The organism is Blastomonas natatoria (assembly GCF_003201955.1).
Classification (GTDB): Bacteria; Pseudomonadota; Alphaproteobacteria; order Sphingomonadales; family Sphingomonadaceae; genus Blastomonas; species Blastomonas natatoria.
The window spans coordinates 172,377-188,705 of sequence record NZ_QJJM01000007.1; the positions used below are offsets into that span (position 1 = coordinate 172,377).

The following is a 16,329-nucleotide window of genomic DNA, read 5'->3' on the forward strand; positions in this document are numbered from 1 at the left end:
GGTGTCCCATCGGGCACTTTTATGAAGGAGCTATCCCATGCGAAATCTTGCCATTGTCAGCGCTGCCGCCCTTGCCCTGGGGCTCGCTGCCTGCTCGGCCGAGACCGAACAAAAGGCTGATGCCGCTGCCGATGCAGCCGGCGACGATATCGAGGCCAATGCTGATGCCGCTGGCGAAATGATCGATAATGCTGCGGCCGACGTCGAAGCGAGCGTCGATGAAGCTGCCAAGGATCTCGATGCCGAGGCCGACAAGGCGGGCGACAAGATCGAGAAGGAATGGGACGAAGCCAAGGCCGAGGCCAAGGAAGAAGCCCAGTAATCCGGACGTTTCAGTTTACAGCAGATCAGCCTGTTCGATCCGGTCGCTGCCGGCGGGCAGGCTGATCCGCATTCCATCCTCGCCCATCACGACCTTGCCGGAATAGGCTTTGGCGACCCCGCGCAGGAAATAGGGATGGAGCAGCTTCGAGGGCATCCGCGGTACGATATGGGTGAAGACCAGCATTTTCGCGCCGCCTCGCTTTGCAACCTGCGCAACCGCAACCGGCGAGCTGTGATAGCCTGGAATATCCGACATGATCTTCGCGATGCGCTTGTCACCATGGGCCGCAGCGGTGCGCGAAATCACTCCGACCATCGCCGGATTGAGGACCTCGTGCACCAGAAGGTCGCACCCATTGCACGCTCGTGAAACGCTGGCGGCGGGTGCCGTATCGCCGCTGATGACGACCGAGCGGCCCCTGTAATCGAAGCGATAGCCCAGCGCAGGCTCCACCGGATCGTGCTTCACCTGAAATGCACTGATTTTCACACCGCCCCGATCGTAGATTGGCACCGGCGTGGCAGATGTCGCGACCGTCACCGCCCGTCCGCCTGCTCCGCTGCGGGGCATGATGTCCGCGCCATGATGCGCGATGCGATAGCCGTAATCGGCGGTATAAGCGGCGTCGAAACCGCTGACGACCTTGTCGACTCCTTCCGGGCCATAGATCGGCATCTGTGCATCACGCCCGCTGCCGGCCCAGCGCAACATCAGCACTTCACCCAGTCCGTCGATATGATCGGAATGGAAATGGGTAAGGAGCGTCGCGTCGACCTTTGCGAGCGGTACGCCGATCTGCCCGATGCGGCGCCCTGCGCCTGCACCGGCATCGACAAGGAACAACTGCTTGCCTGCGAGCACCAGCGTGCAAGGCCCGGATCGCTGCGGGTCGGGCAGGGGGGACCCAGTGCCACACAGGATGACATGGAGCCCATCGGGCAGGCCCTTGGTCACGTCGGCACCATAGCTCGCCTCGACCGCGCGCTCGAACACGATCTCGCCCAGCCTGTCACGCGAAAACCAGGCGAGGCCAGCGACAACCACGATGATGAACAGCAGCCCGGTGACAACGCGGCGCATGAACCCCTCCCGAATATTATGTCACATGTTGTGCCATAATATGGCGCGAGCCGCTAGTGGTTTCTCAGCGGGCGAAGATGTCAGTCAAGGAAAGTTCAATGCTCAATCCAGAGATAGAGATCGCCTTTCTATCTCCATGCATTTCGTCGGTCCAGGCATTGGGACCAGTCCTCGAAAGCACGCGCACACATTCCGCTTTCGGGTCAACCAGCAAAACCGCCAAGACGCTCGGGATGGCGCGATATTCATCCAGCTTGAGCCCTTGATCGAGCAATGCGGTAGACGGCGAGAGGATTTCGACAATCATGACAGGGTCATTCGCCGCCTTGATTTCGTCGAACGCTTTATCCTGCTTGCCGCAAAACACGCTGAGGTCGGGATATCGGACGGAATAATCGTCGATGAGGATGGCCATGTCCGACCCGTGTACATGGCATTTCGAACCCTTGAGCGCAGTCCACAAGATCGCACCGATATTCATCTGAATACGCGAGTTTCGATATGATCCGCCTGCCATGCTCCGCACGACCCGGATCACGCCATTGTCGAGTTCAGCCTTGATGTCGGGACCGAAATCGATCTCGAGAAACTGAGCTGCCGTAATGAGGCCTGGTCTGGGACTGGTTGCCATTTGACCAGTATATCCATTCGAGCGCTGATACGAAAGGCTGCTTGGCGGCGCCGCGAACAGCGGTTATCCTGCGTTCGTCCGCAACTGGCGCATCAGATGGGTCACCATCGGGGAGCGGGCGATTGTGTGTTGTCGCGCGCCTGGGCATTCTCCTGATCTGAAAGGAATGTCCTGTGACCCAAACCCCCTTCCATGTCGTGTTTGCGATCTTCGACCAGATCACCCAGCTCGATTTCACCGGGCCAGCTCAGTTTCTCTGCCGTATGCCCGGGGCGCAGGTGCATGTGGCCTCTGCGACGCTCGATCCTGTGGTGACCGATGTCGGCTTTGCGATCGTTCCAACCACGACATTTGCGGATTGCCCGCAGGCTGACTTGCTCTGTGTCCCCGGCGGGCTGGGCGTCGCCCCGGCGCTCAGCGATGCGCAGCTGATCAATTTCGTCCGCAACCAGGCATCAGAGGCGCAATGGGTGACCAGCGTATGCACCGGCGCCTTCATTCTCGGCCGAGCCGGGCTGCTCCAGGGCAGGCGGGCGACGACGCATTGGGGCTATACCGGCCTGCTTCCGATGGTCGGTGCCGTGCGTGAGGACGCGCGAACGGTGTTCGACGGCAATGTCGTGACCGCAGGCGGCGTGACCTCAGGCATCGATTTCGCGCTGACGATCATTGCCGAGCTGCACGGGGAAGACGTGGCCCGGTCGCTCCAGCTGAATTTCGAATATGATCCCGCGCCGCCCTTTGCCGGGGGCACGCCCGCCACCAGCCCGAAGCCGATCGTCGCCATGATGCGCGAGCGCTTCTACGATGCCCGCGCAGCCGAGATGGAAGCCGCGCTGAACGCCACGGCCTGATCAAAAAAAGGGCCGGAAGGTTTCCCCTCCGGCCCCGTTTCTCTTGTCGGCTGTGCCGAACGGTCTGGATCAGAAATCCATTCCGCCCATGCCGCCCATGCCGCCGGGCATTCCGCCCATGCCGCCAGCAGCAGCCTTGTCTTCCGGAGCGTCGCAGATTGCAGCTTCGGTGGTGATCAGCAGACCAGCAACCGAGGCAGCATCCTGCAGCGCAGCGCGCACGACCTTGGTCGGGTCGATGACGCCAGCGGCGACCAGGTTTTCATAGGTGTCGGTCGCAGCGTTGAAGCCCAGCGTCGGATCGTTGCCATCGAGCAGCTTGCCCGAAACCACCGCACCGTCGTGACCGGCATTCTGCGCAATCTGACGGACGGGGGCGAACAGCGCCTTGCGGATGATGTCGATACCGCGGGTCTGGTCGTCGTTCTCGCCGGTCAGACCTTCGAGCGCCGAGGTTGCGTACAGCAGCGCCGTACCACCGCCGGGGACGATACCTTCTTCGACAGCTGCGCGTGTGGCGTGCAGCGCATCGTCGACGCGGTCCTTCTTTTCCTTCACTTCGACTTCCGAAGCACCGCCGACCTTGATCACGGCGACGCCGCCAGCGAGCTTGGCCAGACGCTCCTGGAGCTTCTCGCGGTCGTAATCGCTGGTGGTATTGTCGATCTGGGTGCGGATCGCTTCGACGCGAGCCTTGATCGCATCGGCTTCACCGGCGCCATCGACGATGGTGGTGTTGTCCTTGTCGATCGAGACGCGCTTGGCCTGGCCGAGCATGCCGAGCGTGACGTTCTCGAGCTTGATGCCCAGATCTTCGCTGATCATTTCGCCCTTCGACAGGATCGCGATGTCTTCCAGCATCGCCTTGCGACGGTCACCGAAGCCCGGAGCCTTGACGGCTGCGACCTTCAGGCCACCGCGGAGCTTGTTGACCACCAGGGTGGCCAGCGCTTCACCTTCGATGTCTTCGGCGATGATCAGCAGCGGACGACCGGTCTGGACGACGGCTTCCAGAATCGGGAGCATCGCCTGCAGGTTCGACAGCTTCTTCTCGTGGATCAGGATATAGGGGTTATCCAGTTCCACGGTCATCTTGTCGGGGTTGGTGATGAAGTACGGCGACAGATAGCCGCGATCGAACTGCATGCCTTCGACGACATCGAGTTCGAACTCGAGGCCCTTGGCTTCCTCGACGGTGATCACGCCTTCCTTGCCGACGCGCTCCATGGCTTCGGCGATCTTTTCGCCGACTTCACGGTCGCCATTGGCCGAGATGATGCCGACCTGGGCGATCTCGTTCGAGCCGGCCACGTCCTTCGAGCGGCTCTTCAGGTTCTCGACGACCTTGGTGACAGCGAGGTCGATACCGCGCTTCAGGTCCATCGGGTTCATGCCGGCGGCAACCGACTTCATGCCTTCGCGCACGATTGCCTGAGCGAGAACGGTGGCGGTGGTGGTGCCGTCACCGGCAATGTCGTTGGTCTTGGAAGCGACTTCCTTGACCATCTGCGCGCCCATGTTCTCGAACTTGTCCTTCAGCTCGATTTCCTTGGCGACGCTGACGCCGTCCTTGGTGATGCGGGGAGCGCCGAAGCTCTTGTCGATGACGACGTTGCGGCCCTTGGGGCCCAGGGTCACCTTGACGGCGTCGGCGAGGATATCCACGCCGCGCAGGATGCGTTCGCGTGCGTCGCGGCCAAACTTTACGTCTTTAGCTGCCATGAGAAATGTTCCTTCTTGTCGAATGAGGTCGGTGGGTCAGGGGCGAATGATCAGCCCAGAATGCCCAGAATGTCGCTTTCCTTCATGATGATCCGGTCTTCGCCGTTGATCTTCACTTCGGTGCCCGACCACTTGCCGAACAGGATCTTGTCGCCGACCTTGACGTCGAGCGCGATGCGGTTGCCGGCCTCGTCACGGGTGCCTTCGCCGACGGCGATCACTTCGCCTTCCGACGGCTTTTCCTTGGCGGCGTCGGGGATGATGATCCCGCCAGCGGTCTTTTCCTCGGCTTCGATGCGGCGCACCAGAACCCGGTCGTGCAACGGACGAAATGTCATGCGTTAAGCCTTTCCTTGCGTCACTGAAATTAGTGAAACCCCCTTCGCGGCTGGCACAGGATGTTGCGCCCGCTCTCGCGATTAGCACTCGGTTGGGGTGAGTGCTAACGATGCGCTAGATAGCGCTCGTGTTCGAAGGGTCAAGCGATTCACGCAGGAAATTTTTGCCGGGACGGACAAATAGCGGTAACCTGTACGCAGGATCGCACGAAGGACCGCTCTGACAGGCAGGCTGGACAGCCGCGCTGTCCAACTTGCCAAACCCTTATTCTGATGAAGGAACTTGCCATGTCGAATTCGATGATCACCCTTGGCGCTGCGGCTGCTGCCGTTCTGGCCGCTGCCACCATTGCGGCCACGCCCGCCGCTGCCGCTGGCGAAAAGGAAAAATGCTATGGCGTGTCGCTGAAGGGCAAGAATGATTGCGCCGCCGGCCCGGGCACTTCGTGCGCCGGTACCTCGACCGTCGACTATCAGGGCAATGCCTGGAAATATGTTGCCAAGGGCGAGTGTGCGAAGCTCGGCGGCTCGCTGACCGCGCTCAAGGGAAACAAGAAGCCGACTCCGCGCGGCTGATGCAAACCGGTCTTCGGCGCTGGCGCGTTCCTAGATGCCAGCGCCGGACCTGCGAATGAGGAAACCCCTTCAGCCGATGCTTCCCTCCCTCGTTGGCATAGGGCTGAAACCGGCCCATTATCGCGATGTTCTGGAGCCCCAAACCGGTGTTCCGCTACCCGGATGGGTGGAGGTTCACCCGCAGAACTATTTCGTCGATGGTGGGCCACCTCATCGCTGGCTCGGTGCGGTGGCAGAGCGCTATCCGCTGAGCTTTCACAGCGTCGGTCTCTCTCTCGGCACCGCCCAGGGGGTGGATGAGGAGGAGCTGGACCAGCTCGCGGTGCTGTGCGCACGGTACAACCCTGCCAGCGTCTCCGATCACCTCAGCTGGTCTGGCAGCCCTGACGACCGCTATCCCGATCTGCTGCCGATTGCCTATACCCGCGCAGTGCTCGACCATCTGGCGGTCCAGGTCGACCGGGTGCAAGAGCTTCTGGGTCGATCGATCCTGATCGAAAACCCCTCGCGCTATCTGAGCTATTCGACGGACGAGATGGACGAAGTCGAGTTCATGCATGCCCTGTGTCGGCGAACCGGGTGTGGTCTGCTGTTCGACATCAACAATGTCGAGGTCAGTTGCAACAATCGGCAGCTTGACCCCATGGCCTATGTCGATGCGATCGACCCGGCACTGGTCGGTGAAATCCATCTCGCGGGCCATGCCACCGAATGGCATGGAGGCCTGCCGCTTCTGATCGACGATCATGGCAGTGCGGTGACCGATCTCAGCTGGTCGCTGTTCGAACGCTTCATCGCGCGCGCCGGTGCAAGGCCGGTGCTCATCGAATGGGACACCAACATTCCCCAATATGCGGTGCTGATGGCCGAGGCCGACCGCGCGGCCGCCGTCATGGCCCGCGCAACTGCCGCCCGGGCGGCCTGAGCCGATGGGCGATCTGCACGACGATCAGACACGCTTCATCAAGGTGCTGCAACAGGGGCCGGCGGCCTTTCCCGAAGGCCTATTTGCCGGTTCTCCCGAACGCGCGCTGCTTGGGCTGAAGGCGCATGCCAATACCATCAGCCACGCCCGGCTTGTGGCTCTGGAAGAGACCTATCCGCGCACCCGAGCACATATGGGCGAGGCAGAGTTCAACGCGCTTTCGCGGACGTTCATCGAACGCGCCGACGTTCGCTCACGCAAGTTGATGGGACTGGGCGAGGGGTTTGCCGATTATCTCGCGGACCAAGGGCATGATGGTGCAGCCGTCGACCTGGCCCGGATCGAATGGGCCTGGCTGCAAAGCTATCACGCGGCCGAGGCGGTGGCGCTGCAACTGGCCGATCTCGCCGGTCTGGATGAGCCCGGCCTGCTCGATCTCGGTCTTGCACTGCACCCATCGGCAAGGCTGGTCGAGACGCAAGGCTCGGTTGGTCATCTGATGCCCGAGCTCGATGATAGCGCTGCGGCCCATATGCGCCATCTGCTCATCACGCGGCCGGAGCACGAGGTGCTGCTGCACCCGCTGGCCGCCTTACCCGCCGACCTTCTGTCGCAGGTGCGATTTCCGGCCCTGATGGGTAACCTTCTGTCCCAAGCCGTCGAACGGGCTGGTGAGGCAGAGGCACTGCCGGCAGTCTTTGCGCTCATTGGCGCCAGGGCGCTGGTACGATCCAGGGGGTAATCGGGCAGGGTGCCCGGCGCGCCAGGGTGGTCTCGATCTCGCTCAAGTCCCAACTTGCCGGATGACCCATGATGAAAACCCTGATCCAGCGCGGCCTGGCGCTGCTCGATAGCCCTGTGTTCAACGGCCTTGCCCTGCTGGTGGTGCGGCTGGCACTTGCGGCGCAATTCTGGCGCTCGGCGCGCACCAAGGTGGAGGAGGGGAGCTTCCTCACGATCAACCCAATCACCTATGACCTGTTTCGCGACGAATATCACATGCCAGCGCCCGAGATTACCGGCACGATCGCGACCTATGCCGAGCATGCGCTACCGATACTGGTGATGCTGGGCCTGGCGACGCGCTTCGGCGCAGCCGGACTGTTCGTGATGACAACCGTAATCCAGCTGTTCGTCTATCCCGAAGCCTTCTGGAACCCGCATGTCATGTGGTTCGGGCTTTCGATCATTCTGGTGGCGCGCGGAGGTGGGCTGTTCGCGCTCGACAGGCTGGTCGAGCGCCGCTTCCTTCCCGCCCTGCCGCCCCGCCCATCGGGCTTTGCGCATTGACCTCAAGTCGACGGTCGAACTGCATGAGCCGTCTGTCGCGCGAGGCAGTGGCAAATCAACCCCGGCTGACCTAGATAGGGTGCCTGGGGCATGTCCGCCCGATGCGGAGCAGATAATGGGTTTTGTGAAAGGCGCCTGGAAGGTGCTGGTGGCGATCAAGGACGGTCTGGTCCTGCTCGCGATGCTGATGTTCTTCGGGCTGATACTGGCAGCCTTGTCGTGGCGACCCAATCCGGCTGCGGTCACCGATGGCGCGCTGTTGGTGAAACTGGATGGCGTGATTGTCGAGGAGCCGGAGAATATCGATCCCTTCGCGACTGTCCTCGGCGGCCAGGCACCGCTCAAGCAATATCGCGAGCGTGACCTGATCCGCGCGATCGACACTGCAGCGAGCGATGACCGGATCAAGGTCATCGTGCTCGATCTTGCCAGCTTCATGGGCGGCGGCCAGGTTTCTCTCGAGCAGGTGGGCGAGGCGATCGGCCGAGCCAAGGCCAAGGGCAAGCCGGTGCTCAGCTTTGCCACCTTCTATAGCGATGCCGCCTATATGCTTGCCTCGCACGGCAGCGAAATCTGGGTCGATCCGATGGGCGGTGCAGCGTTTACCGGCCCCGGCGGCACCCGTCTTTACTACAAGGACGCACTCGATCGCTTCAAGGTAACCGCGCATGTCTATCGCGTCGGCACCTTCAAGAGCGCGGTCGAACCCTATTTGCGCTCCGACCAGTCGCCCGAGGCCGAACAGGCGCTGCTCGCCGTCTATCGGCCGATCTGGGAAAACTGGCAGGCTGTCGTCAGGAAGGCGCGGCCTCAGGCCGATATCGCCGGGCTGATTGCCGATCCCGCAGGCGCGGTGACGGCCGCCAATGGCGATCTGGTCAAGATCGCGACTGACCGCAAGATCGTCGACAAGGTCGGCGATCGCACGACCTTCGGCAAGCGCGTGGCCAAGCTTGCCGGGGCCGACGACGACGAAGGTCCCGGCGCGTTCAAGCACACCAGTCTGAAAGACTGGGTTGCAGCCAACCCGGCCAAGACCGGCGGTGACGAGGTGCAGGTCGTGACCATTGCGGGCACGATCGTCGATGGCGAGGCCGGACCCGGCACCGCCGGGGGCGACCGCATAGAGGAACTGCTCCATGAAGGTCTCAAGCGCGACAACGTCAAGGCGCTAGTCGTGCGGGTCGATTCGCCAGGCGGATCGGCCTTTGCCTCCGAGCAGATTCGCCGTGCGATCGAGGAATATCGTGCTCGCAAGATTCCCGTGGTCGTGTCGATGGGTAATGTTGCGGCCAGCGGCGGCTATTGGGTGGCAACCGCTGGGGACACGATCTTTGCCGAGCCTTCCACCATTACCGGATCGATCGGCATTTTTGCCGTGCTGCCCAGTTTCGAACGGGCGCTTGCCGAATATGGCGTCAAGGCCGATGGTGTCGCAACCACGCCGCTTTCGGGTCAGCCCGACGTGTTGGGCGGGTTCAACAGCACCGTCGATACCTTCATCCAGCGCACGATCGAGCATGACTATCGCCGTTTTCTGATGCTGGTCGGAAAGGCGCGGGGCATGAGCGTCGATCAGGTCGACAACATCGCGCAGGGCCGCGTATGGGATGGCGGCACCGCACGCCAGATCAAGCTGGTCGACCGTTTTGGATCGATCGACGATGCCATTGCCGAAGCGGCAAAACGCGCCAAGCTCGGCAAGGACAGCTATAGCGTGAAATATCTCGAGACCGAGCCCGATCCTTTCGAGCAATTCGTTTCGGGCATGTTCGCGCCGGCGGAGGAGGAAAAGCAGGCTACTGGTCTGGTGGCCCGGCTCGCCTGGCAGCAGCGCGCGGCGCTTGGCCAGGTGCTCGGCGACCTCAATGTTCTGGGCGGCGCAGAGGGCGTCCAGGCCTGGTGCCTCGAATGCTCGGGCGCGTTGCCACCGCGGTACATCGCCAAGGCCGATACAGGCTGGCTGGCTACCCTGCTCAGGCGCTGAGGGAACCGGCCTTGGCGGCTCGCGTATCCGGTCCAGAAGCTTAGTGGACCAGGAGCACACAGATGACCGACAAGGCCGAGAACCCGAACGCGGGCAAGGAATTTGGCGAGGGTAATTACAAGGCTGCGCAGAACTTTCGCGAAGCCCAGGAAGAATTTGCCGCTGACAAGCAGAAGGTTGAAGAGAAGGCCCGCGATGCGGCCGACGCGCTCGACAGCTCGGAAGCAGCCGAACTCGAGCAGGCCGAAGCCGCTGCGCGCGATGGCCATGCTGCCTGACGGCCGCACGGACAGCGAATAACCCTTCCCAATGCGCGTCCAATCCCGCTAAGGCAGCGGAATGGACGCGCATTTGACTTTCAAGGCCACCGGTCTGGTGATGGCGGGCGGCGCTATTGGCGCTGCTCTTCGATTCCAGGCGACACAACTCGCCATCCGGCTGGGCCAGGGTGGCTATCCCGCCGCAACGCTGGCGGTCAATGTTCTCGGCGGTCTGCTGATGGGGATCCTCGCCGCCTTGGTATTGAAGGGCCATGTCGCGGAACCGATGCGGTTGTTGGTCGGCGTCGGTGTGCTGGGTGGCTTCACGACATTCTCCGCATTCTCGCTTGAACTGTTCCAGATGCTTGAGCGCGGTGCGCTGTTGACCGCATCCGGCTATGTGCTTGCATCGGTGCTGCTCTCGCTGGGTGCCCTCGCCATCGGTTTTGTCGTAACAAGGGCGCTCGCATGAAGCCGCCTGCAAGAACCCCGTCGCGCAAGCTTGCGACAGGCAAGCCCTCCGGCCCGCGCCGTCCTTCCACGGGCCGGGCGCGTGCGGCTGGCGTGGGCGCTTCCATCTCGAAAGAATCTGCCGAAGCTCGGCAGTTCACTGTCGACGCGGACGATGACGGCATCCGGCTCGATCGCTGGTTCCACCGGCACCTGCCCGATGTGAACTTCAATCTCGTCTCGCGCTGGGCGCGCACAGGTCAGGTGCGGCTCGACGGAAAGCGCGTCGGACCCGGCGACCGCATCGCTGCTGGACAGACCATCCGGATTCCTCCCGCCGATGGCGATACCGATCGTCCCGCCGCCAAGCCTGCGCCGCGCACGCTGACCGAAGATCAGGTCGCTTTCGCGCAGTCGCTGGTGATTCACAAGGATCGTGCGGCGCTCGTCATCAACAAGCCGCCGGGCCTCGCCACCCAGGGCGGAACGCGCACCCATGCGCATGTCGATGGTCTGACCGAGGCGCTCACCTATGAAAGCCCGGTGCGGCCAAAGCTCGTGCATCGGCTCGACAAGGACACCTCGGGCGCCTTGCTGCTCGCGCGTACACCGGGCAGCGCCGCCTATTTCTCGAAGCGCTTTGCCGGGCGGAGCGCCAAGAAGATATATTGGGCACTAGTAGTCGGCGTGCCCGATATCTATTCCGGCCTCATCGAGCTGCCCATTGCCAAGCAGCCGGGGACCGGTGGCGAGAAGATGCATGTGGACAGGGAAAACGGTCAGCCGTCGCGCACCGCCTATCAGGTGATCGAACGAGCCGGATCGCGCGCCGCCTGGGTCGCATTGCAGCCCTTTACCGGGCGCACGCATCAGCTGCGCGTCCACCTGGCGGCGATCGGCCATCCGATTGTCGGCGATGGCAAATATGGCGGGCCCGATGCGTTCCTGACCGGAACGATCAGCCGCAAGATGCACCTTCATGCGCGTCGGCTGAAGATCGCGCATCCCGACGGCCCGGCGATCGACGTGATCGCCGATCTGCCCGAACATTTCGCCGATTCCATGGAGCAGCTCGGCTTCGACCTTTCGCTGGGCGATGCCGCCTTCGCCGATGACGGCCCGCCGCCCACCACGCGCGAGGTGAAGAAGCAGCAGGCCAAGGCGCATGCCAAGTCGCTGCGCAAGGAACGGCGCGGCGAGCGGCGGAGCCGGTCGGCGCCGGCCAAGCCGAGCGGCAAGCCCAAGGCGAAATCGGCTGGTTCGGCTGCAAAGCCAAGGCCTCCCAAGCCGCGCACCGCACCCAAGACAGGCCCTCGCAAGCCATGACCGTACAGCTTGCGATTTTTGATTGCGATGGCACGCTGGTCGACAGCCAGGCCAATATCTGTCGGGCAATGGAACTCGCCTATGCAGCCGAAGGCCTGGGCCATCCGGATCATCATCTGGTCAGGCGGATCGTCGGGCTCTCGCTGGTCGAGGCGATGCGGGTGATGCTGCCCGATGCCGATCCTGGCTTTCATGTCGTGCTGGCCGACCATTACAAGAACGCGTTTCACGAATTGCGCGGCAACGGCACGCTGCAGCACGAACCGCTTTACGACGGCCTGCTACAGCTGCTCGACCGGCTCGATGCGGCCGGCTGGCTGCTCGCCGTGGCGACCGGCAAGTCCGATCGCGGGCTTGATCTGTGCCTCACCCATCATGGCATCAGACAGCGTTTCATTTCGCTGCAGACTGCCGATCGCCACCCATCCAAGCCGCATCCCTCGATGATCTTCCAGGCGCTCGCTGACGCGGGTGCCGATCCGGAGCGTGCGGTCATGATCGGTGACACCAGCTATGACATGGCGATGGGTGTCGCCGCCAATGTCCGGCCTATCGGTGTGGACTGGGGCTATCATGACGCGCATGAACTGGAGGCAGCCGGAGCGGCCTCGATCGCGTTCGACATGGACCAACTCTATGACCAGATCGTCCGGAGCGGGGCATGACTGCAGACGAACGGCGCGCGCGCTCGCGGTTCTTTGTCATCGGTGCAGTCCGTCTGGCGGGCGCCATTACCATCGCGCTGGCGGTCGCAATCAGCTTTGGGCGGATAGCAGGGCTGCCGGGCGAACTGGGCTATGTGCTGCTGGCTTTGGGGATCGTGGAATTCCTGCTGCTGCCCCAGATGCTCGTCAAACGCTGGAAAACCCCGACATCGGAATGATCGAGTACAGATGAAGCGTTTCTACAAGACTGTCTCCATCCAGCAGGTCGAAGGCGGCCATGCGCTCCTGCTTGACAACCGTCCGGTGAAAACTCCGCTGCGCGAACCGCTGGTGCTGCCAAGCCAGGCCATGGCTGATGCCATTGCACACGAATGGGACGCGCAGGATGACGAGATCATCATTGCGTCGATGCCGCTGACCGGCTTTGCCAATGCCGCGATCGATCAGGTCGCGCGACAGCGTCAGCGCTTTGTCGACGATATCGCCGCCTATGGCGAGACCGACACCCTTTGCTATCGCGCCGATCCGGGCGACCCTTTGGCCGAGAGGCAGGATCGCATCTGGGAACCCATTCTGCAATGGGCCGAAAATCGCTATGATATCCGGCTCATCCGTGTGGCCGGCATCATCCATCAGCCGCAATCAGCGCACAGTCTGTCGCGGTTGAGAACCAGTGTCAGTGCGATGGACGCATTCACGCTGGCCGGGTTGTCGACTCTGGTCGGCATCGGTGGTTCGCTGGTCAGTGCGCTCGCGCTTCTTGAGCAAGCCGTTGATTCCGGGACGATCTGGCAGGCGATATGCCTCGAGGAACTGTGGCAGGAAGAACTGTGGGGTGCTGATGCCGAAGCGGTCGCGGCTCGCGATCATCGACGGGCCGCATTTGACGCTGCCTGGCGATTTTGCTGTACTGTCAATGGCTAAGGCCGGAACGATGGCGCTTCATCTGCGTTCTTGAAACGTTGCCATTGTTTTTTCAGTCGAAGCAGCCATGCCGTTTCACTGGGTCGCAAGATCCTTTCCGGGTAGGCTGCATCGCACCCCATTGAGGAGAATTTTTCCGATGCTGAAATCTGCCGTTACCGCACTGTTTCTCTCCGCTGCTGCTGTTGCAGCACCTGCCATGGCGCAGGAAGCCGCTGCCTCCGCCGGCCAGTCCACACAGGCTGCAGCGCCTGCACTGACCCCCGAGCAGGTCGAGGCACAGAACAAGGCGATCGCCGATTTCACTGCGGCCCAGCAGGCACAGGCTGCCGGCAATCACGCGGAAGTGATCGCGAAGATGGAACCGGCGTTGCCGACCATCCGCGAAATCGTGGCGCGTGACCCTTCCAATATCCAGAATGCGGGTTTCCTCGCGAGCGCATTGACCATTACAGCCAACTCTCAGGGTGCGTTGGGCAAGATCGACGCGATTGCACCGCTCTACAAGGAGGCCGCGCCGCAGTGGATGAAGGTCTACGAAGCGGACAAGGCCAATGCGGGAGTTCGCAACACGCTTGTCGCGATTCTGGTTAATCTGGGCAACTATAACCTGACCAAGCAGGACAAGATGGCAGCCAAGCCGCACTTCGAGCAGGCACTGGCCATCGCGAAGGAAGGCCGCGCGGCTGATCCGGCAAATGCTGATCTCGCCAACGCCGAATTCTCGAGCCTCATCGGTCTCAACCAGTCCACTGGCGAGGCAAGCTATCTAGAAGCTGCAAAGCCTGTCGGCACCGAACTTCGCGAAAAGGGCATTGTCAGCGCCGCCAACAAGCCTGCGGTTGACGCCATTCTCGGCGCTGCCTGATCGTTTGCATCGAAGGTACTGAAAACCCCGCCGGATCGCTCCGGCGGGGTTTTTTCGTGTCCTGTCCCTGAAGGTCAGAAACCTTCGTTCTTTTCGGCCTTTTCGGCGAGCAGCGGCGACACGGCAAAGCCGTGCTTTTTCAGGCCCTCGACGATCTTCGGCGTACCTTCCAGGCCAGCCCAGAACATCGGACCACCGCGATAGACCGGCCAGCCATAGCCATAGATCCACACGACATCGATGTCCGATGCGCGCTGTGCCATCCCTTCTTCGAGGATCATCGCGCCTTCGTTGACCATCGTATAGAGCGTGCGCTCGATGATTTCCTGATCGCTGATGTCGCGCTTGGGCATGTTCGAGCGCGAGCGGAAATCCTCGATGATCTCGGCGACCCGCGCGCTGGGCGTGGGGTTGCGCTTCTCGTCATAATCATAGAAGCCCGCACCCTTTTTCTGGCCCCAGCGATCCTCTGCGCACAGCGCATCGCGGATGCTCTCGATCCGGCTCGGATCGCGGTGCCACCCGATATCGACACCAGCGAGGTCGCTCATCTGGAACGGCCCCATCGGCATGCCGAACTCGACATGGACGCGGTCGATCTGCTCGGGCGTTGCGCCTTCCATCAAGAGCTTGTTGGCCTCGACCTGGCGCGGCATCAGCATGCGGTTGCCGATAAAGCCGTGGCAAACGCCCGCGACCACCGCGACCTTCTTGATCTTCTTCGACAGGTTCATGACCGTCGCGAGCACGTCATCTGCGGTTTTCGCGCCGCGCACGACCTCCAGCAGCTTCATGACATTGGCGGGCGAGAAGAAGTGCATGCCCAGCACGTCAGCCGGACGACTGGTCGAGGCCGCGATCTCGTCGACGTTCAGATAGCTGGTGTTGCTGGCCAGGATGGCGCCGGGCTTGGCAATGGCATCGAGCTTGCCGAACACTTCCTTCTTGACGTCCATGTTCTCGAAGATCGCCTCGATGATCAGGTCGCAATCGGCGAGATCGTCGAGCGAGAGCGAGGGGGTGAGAAGGCCCATCGCCTTTTCCACCTGCTCGGTGGTCAGGCGGCCCTTTGCCGCGCTTGCCTCATAGTTCTTGCGCACCACGCCGACACCGCGGTTCAGCGCTTCCTCGGCCTGTTCGACGATGGTCACCGGAATGCCTGCGGACAGGAAGTTCATGGTGATGCCGCCGCCCATCGTGCCAGCGCCGATCACGCCAACCTTGGCGATCGGACGCAGTGCGATGTCGCTGGCGATGCCGTCGATCTTGCTCGCCTTGCGCTCGGCGAAGAAGATGTGCCGTTGCGCTGCGGACTGCGAACCGAACATCAGCTTCATGAACTCGCCGCGCTCGAACTCCAGACCCTCGGCAAAGGGCAGGCGGGTCGCCGCTTCGACGCAGGCGATGTTTGCAGCCGGTGCATCAAAGCCGCGGAACTTGCGGGCATTTTCCTTCCTGAACGCCTCGATCGTGTCCGCGTCGGCCTTGGCCTCGCGTTCGCTGATCCGGGGTACAGGGCGCACGGCCTTGATCTTCTCGGCAAAGGCCAGCGCGCCTTCGAGCAGCTTGCCTTCCTCGACGATCTCATCGACCAGACCCCATTGATTGGCGAGCTTGGCGGCGATGGGATCGCCCTTGGCGGTCATCTCGAGCGCGGCCTTGACGCCGACGATGCGCGGCAGGCGCTGCGTGCCGCCTGCGCCAGGTAGCAGGCCAAGCTTGACTTCGGGCACACCAAGCTTGGCCGAGGGCACGGCGACGCGGTAATGCGCGCAAAGTGCCGTCTCCAGGCCGCCACCCAATGCGGTGCCATGGATCGCGGCAACCACCGGCTTGTCGAGCGCTTCCATCTTGGCGATGACCGCAGGCAGCATCGGCTCGACCGGCGGCTTGCCGAACTCGGTGATATCCGCTCCGGCGAAGAAGGTCTGTCCGGCGCAGATCAGTACCACGGCCTTGATGCTGTCATCGGATGCAGCTTCGTCGAACGCCTTGTCGAGGCCGATACGCACGGCTGCACCAAGCGCGTTGACCGGCGGGCTATCCGAGGTGACGACAAGAATATCGCCATGTTTCGCGGTGGAGATCGGTGAATCGGTCATGAATCA

General features: G+C 62.4%; 19 protein-coding genes and 1 riboswitch. Of the genes, 14 read left to right on the forward strand and 5 right to left on the reverse strand.

Annotated elements, in window-relative coordinates; translation table 11 throughout:
• Nucleotides 1–37 precede the first annotated feature (37 nt).
• Complete coding sequence (locus tag C7451_RS10690) at nucleotides 38–322, forward strand: hypothetical protein (protein ID WP_110298940.1); 285 nt, start codon at nucleotides 38–40, stop codon at nucleotides 320–322.
• 15 nt (nucleotides 323–337) lie between these two features.
• On the opposite strand, the gene C7451_RS10695 is transcribed toward C7451_RS10690, so the two are convergent.
• Together C7451_RS10695 and C7451_RS10700 are read right to left on the reverse strand one after the other, a co-directional pair.
• Nucleotides 338–1,405 (reverse strand): MBL fold metallo-hydrolase, encoded by a 1,068-nt coding sequence (locus C7451_RS10695; RefSeq protein WP_110298941.1) that lies wholly within the window; start codon nucleotides 1,403–1,405, stop codon nucleotides 338–340.
• Nucleotides 1,406–1,469: 64 nt separating this feature from the next.
• Nucleotides 1,470–2,036 (reverse strand): Uma2 family endonuclease, encoded by a 567-nt coding sequence (locus C7451_RS10700; RefSeq protein WP_110298942.1) that lies wholly within the window; start codon nucleotides 2,034–2,036, stop codon nucleotides 1,470–1,472.
• 70 nt (nucleotides 2,037–2,106) lie between these two features.
• Nucleotides 2,107–2,189, forward strand: a riboswitch (ZMP/ZTP riboswitch).
• 20 nt (nucleotides 2,190–2,209) lie between these two features.
• On the opposite strand from C7451_RS10700, the gene C7451_RS10705 reads away from it, so the two are divergent.
• Nucleotides 2,210–2,890 carry a DJ-1/PfpI family protein gene (locus C7451_RS10705; RefSeq protein WP_110298943.1) on the forward strand — a complete coding sequence of 227 codons (681 nt, stop codon included), beginning with the start codon at nucleotides 2,210–2,212 and terminating at the stop codon, nucleotides 2,888–2,890.
• Between the two features lie 69 nt (nucleotides 2,891–2,959).
• Here the strand turns inward: C7451_RS10705 and groL are convergent, their stop codons facing one another.
• Complete coding sequence (gene groL / locus C7451_RS10710; RefSeq protein WP_023836321.1) at nucleotides 2,960–4,612, reverse strand: chaperonin GroEL; 1,653 nt, start codon at nucleotides 4,610–4,612, stop codon at nucleotides 2,960–2,962.
• A 50-nt stretch (nucleotides 4,613–4,662) separates the two neighbouring features.
• Nucleotides 4,663–4,950 carry a co-chaperone GroES gene (gene groES / locus C7451_RS10715; RefSeq protein WP_031317559.1) on the reverse strand — a complete coding sequence of 96 codons (288 nt, stop codon included), beginning with the start codon at nucleotides 4,948–4,950 and terminating at the stop codon, nucleotides 4,663–4,665.
• 288 nt (nucleotides 4,951–5,238) lie between these two features.
• Here groES and C7451_RS10720 point away from each other — a divergent pair, with 288 nt between their 5' ends.
• The 12 genes from C7451_RS10720 to C7451_RS10775 all read left to right on the forward strand — a co-directional run bounded on the left by C7451_RS10720 (nucleotide 5,239) and on the right by C7451_RS10775 (nucleotide 14,221).
• Nucleotides 5,239–5,526 carry a BufA1 family periplasmic bufferin-type metallophore gene (locus tag C7451_RS10720; RefSeq protein ID WP_110299032.1) on the forward strand — a complete coding sequence of 96 codons (288 nt, stop codon included), beginning with the start codon at nucleotides 5,239–5,241 and terminating at the stop codon, nucleotides 5,524–5,526.
• A gap of 76 nt (nucleotides 5,527–5,602) precedes the next feature.
• The gene (bufB, locus tag C7451_RS10725) at nucleotides 5,603–6,451 is read left to right on the forward strand and encodes an MNIO family bufferin maturase (RefSeq protein WP_208625193.1); all 849 of its coding nucleotides are present in this window, start codon (nucleotides 5,603–5,605) and stop codon (nucleotides 6,449–6,451) included.
• A 4-nt stretch (nucleotides 6,452–6,455) separates the two neighbouring features.
• Complete coding sequence (locus C7451_RS10730) at nucleotides 6,456–7,193, forward strand: HvfC/BufC family peptide modification chaperone (RefSeq protein ID WP_110298945.1); 738 nt, start codon at nucleotides 6,456–6,458, stop codon at nucleotides 7,191–7,193.
• Nucleotides 7,194–7,261: 68 nt separating this feature from the next.
• Nucleotides 7,262–7,741, forward strand: coding sequence for a DoxX family protein (locus C7451_RS10735; protein ID WP_110298946.1), 480 nt, complete (start codon nucleotides 7,262–7,264; stop codon nucleotides 7,739–7,741).
• 115 nt (nucleotides 7,742–7,856) lie between these two features.
• Nucleotides 7,857–9,728, forward strand: a complete 1,872-nt coding sequence (gene sppA / locus C7451_RS10740; RefSeq protein WP_110298947.1) for a signal peptide peptidase SppA — start codon at nucleotides 7,857–7,859, stop codon at nucleotides 9,726–9,728.
• 62 nt (nucleotides 9,729–9,790) lie between these two features.
• A complete protein-coding gene (locus C7451_RS10745; protein ID WP_110298948.1) occupies nucleotides 9,791–10,006 on the forward strand; it encodes a hypothetical protein in 216 nt (71 codons plus the stop codon).
• Between the two features lie 61 nt (nucleotides 10,007–10,067).
• Nucleotides 10,068–10,460, forward strand: coding sequence for a fluoride efflux transporter CrcB (gene crcB / locus C7451_RS10750; RefSeq protein WP_110298949.1), 393 nt, complete (start codon nucleotides 10,068–10,070; stop codon nucleotides 10,458–10,460).
• Nucleotides 10,457–11,764: an RluA family pseudouridine synthase gene (locus C7451_RS10755; RefSeq protein WP_110298950.1), complete on the forward strand. Its 1,308-nt coding sequence runs from the start codon at nucleotides 10,457–10,459 to the stop codon at nucleotides 11,762–11,764. The genes crcB and C7451_RS10755 overlap by 4 nt, the downstream gene beginning before the upstream one ends.
• A complete protein-coding gene (locus C7451_RS10760) occupies nucleotides 11,761–12,429 on the forward strand; it encodes an HAD-IA family hydrolase (RefSeq protein ID WP_110298951.1) in 669 nt (222 codons plus the stop codon). Before C7451_RS10755 ends, C7451_RS10760 begins: the two co-directional genes overlap by 4 nt.
• Nucleotides 12,426–12,647 (forward strand): hypothetical protein, encoded by a 222-nt coding sequence (locus C7451_RS10765; protein ID WP_110298952.1) that lies wholly within the window; start codon nucleotides 12,426–12,428, stop codon nucleotides 12,645–12,647. Before C7451_RS10760 ends, C7451_RS10765 begins: the two co-directional genes overlap by 4 nt.
• 10 nt (nucleotides 12,648–12,657) lie before the next feature.
• Entirely contained in the window at nucleotides 12,658–13,353 is a 696-nt protein-coding gene (locus C7451_RS10770) for an ATP12 family chaperone protein (RefSeq protein ID WP_110298953.1), read from the forward strand.
• Nucleotides 13,354–13,492: 139 nt separating this feature from the next.
• Nucleotides 13,493–14,221, forward strand: coding sequence for a hypothetical protein (locus tag C7451_RS10775; RefSeq protein WP_110298954.1), 729 nt, complete (start codon nucleotides 13,493–13,495; stop codon nucleotides 14,219–14,221).
• Nucleotides 14,222–14,295: 74 nt separating this feature from the next.
• On the opposite strand, the gene C7451_RS10780 is transcribed toward C7451_RS10775, so the two are convergent.
• A complete protein-coding gene (locus C7451_RS10780; RefSeq protein WP_110298955.1) occupies nucleotides 14,296–16,323 on the reverse strand; it encodes a 3-hydroxyacyl-CoA dehydrogenase NAD-binding domain-containing protein in 2,028 nt (675 codons plus the stop codon).
• Between the last annotated feature and the right edge of the window lie 6 nt (nucleotides 16,324–16,329).

Coding starts and splice junctions, on each gene's coding strand:
- C7451_RS10760 (WP_110298951.1), top strand. CDS start 11,761: ATGACCGTACAGCTTGCGATTTTTGATTGCGATGGCACGCTGGTCGAC.
- sppA (WP_110298947.1), top strand. CDS start 7,857: ATGGGTTTTGTGAAAGGCGCCTGGAAGGTGCTGGTGGCGATCAAGGAC.
- C7451_RS10695 (WP_110298941.1), bottom strand. CDS start 1,405: ATGCGCCGCGTTGTCACCGGGCTGCTGTTCATCATCGTGGTTGTCGCT.
- groL (WP_023836321.1), bottom strand. CDS start 4,612: ATGGCAGCTAAAGACGTAAAGTTTGGCCGCGACGCACGCGAACGCATC.
- C7451_RS10700 (WP_110298942.1), bottom strand. CDS start 2,036: ATGGCAACCAGTCCCAGACCAGGCCTCATTACGGCAGCTCAGTTTCTC.
- C7451_RS10730 (WP_110298945.1), top strand. CDS start 6,456: ATGGGCGATCTGCACGACGATCAGACACGCTTCATCAAGGTGCTGCAA.
- C7451_RS10780 (WP_110298955.1), bottom strand. CDS start 16,323: ATGACCGATTCACCGATCTCCACCGCGAAACATGGCGATATTCTTGTC.
- groES (WP_031317559.1), bottom strand. CDS start 4,950: ATGACATTTCGTCCGTTGCACGACCGGGTTCTGGTGCGCCGCATCGAA.
- C7451_RS10690 (WP_110298940.1), top strand. CDS start 38: ATGCGAAATCTTGCCATTGTCAGCGCTGCCGCCCTTGCCCTGGGGCTC.
- C7451_RS10770 (WP_110298953.1), top strand. CDS start 12,658: ATGAAGCGTTTCTACAAGACTGTCTCCATCCAGCAGGTCGAAGGCGGC.
- crcB (WP_110298949.1), top strand. CDS start 10,068: ATGGACGCGCATTTGACTTTCAAGGCCACCGGTCTGGTGATGGCGGGC.
- C7451_RS10735 (WP_110298946.1), top strand. CDS start 7,262: ATGATGAAAACCCTGATCCAGCGCGGCCTGGCGCTGCTCGATAGCCCT.
- C7451_RS10755 (WP_110298950.1), top strand. CDS start 10,457: ATGAAGCCGCCTGCAAGAACCCCGTCGCGCAAGCTTGCGACAGGCAAG.
- C7451_RS10775 (WP_110298954.1), top strand. CDS start 13,493: ATGCTGAAATCTGCCGTTACCGCACTGTTTCTCTCCGCTGCTGCTGTT.
- C7451_RS10745 (WP_110298948.1), top strand. CDS start 9,791: ATGACCGACAAGGCCGAGAACCCGAACGCGGGCAAGGAATTTGGCGAG.
- bufB (WP_208625193.1), top strand. CDS start 5,603: ATGCTTCCCTCCCTCGTTGGCATAGGGCTGAAACCGGCCCATTATCGC.
- C7451_RS10765 (WP_110298952.1), top strand. CDS start 12,426: ATGACTGCAGACGAACGGCGCGCGCGCTCGCGGTTCTTTGTCATCGGT.
- C7451_RS10720 (WP_110299032.1), top strand. CDS start 5,239: ATGTCGAATTCGATGATCACCCTTGGCGCTGCGGCTGCTGCCGTTCTG.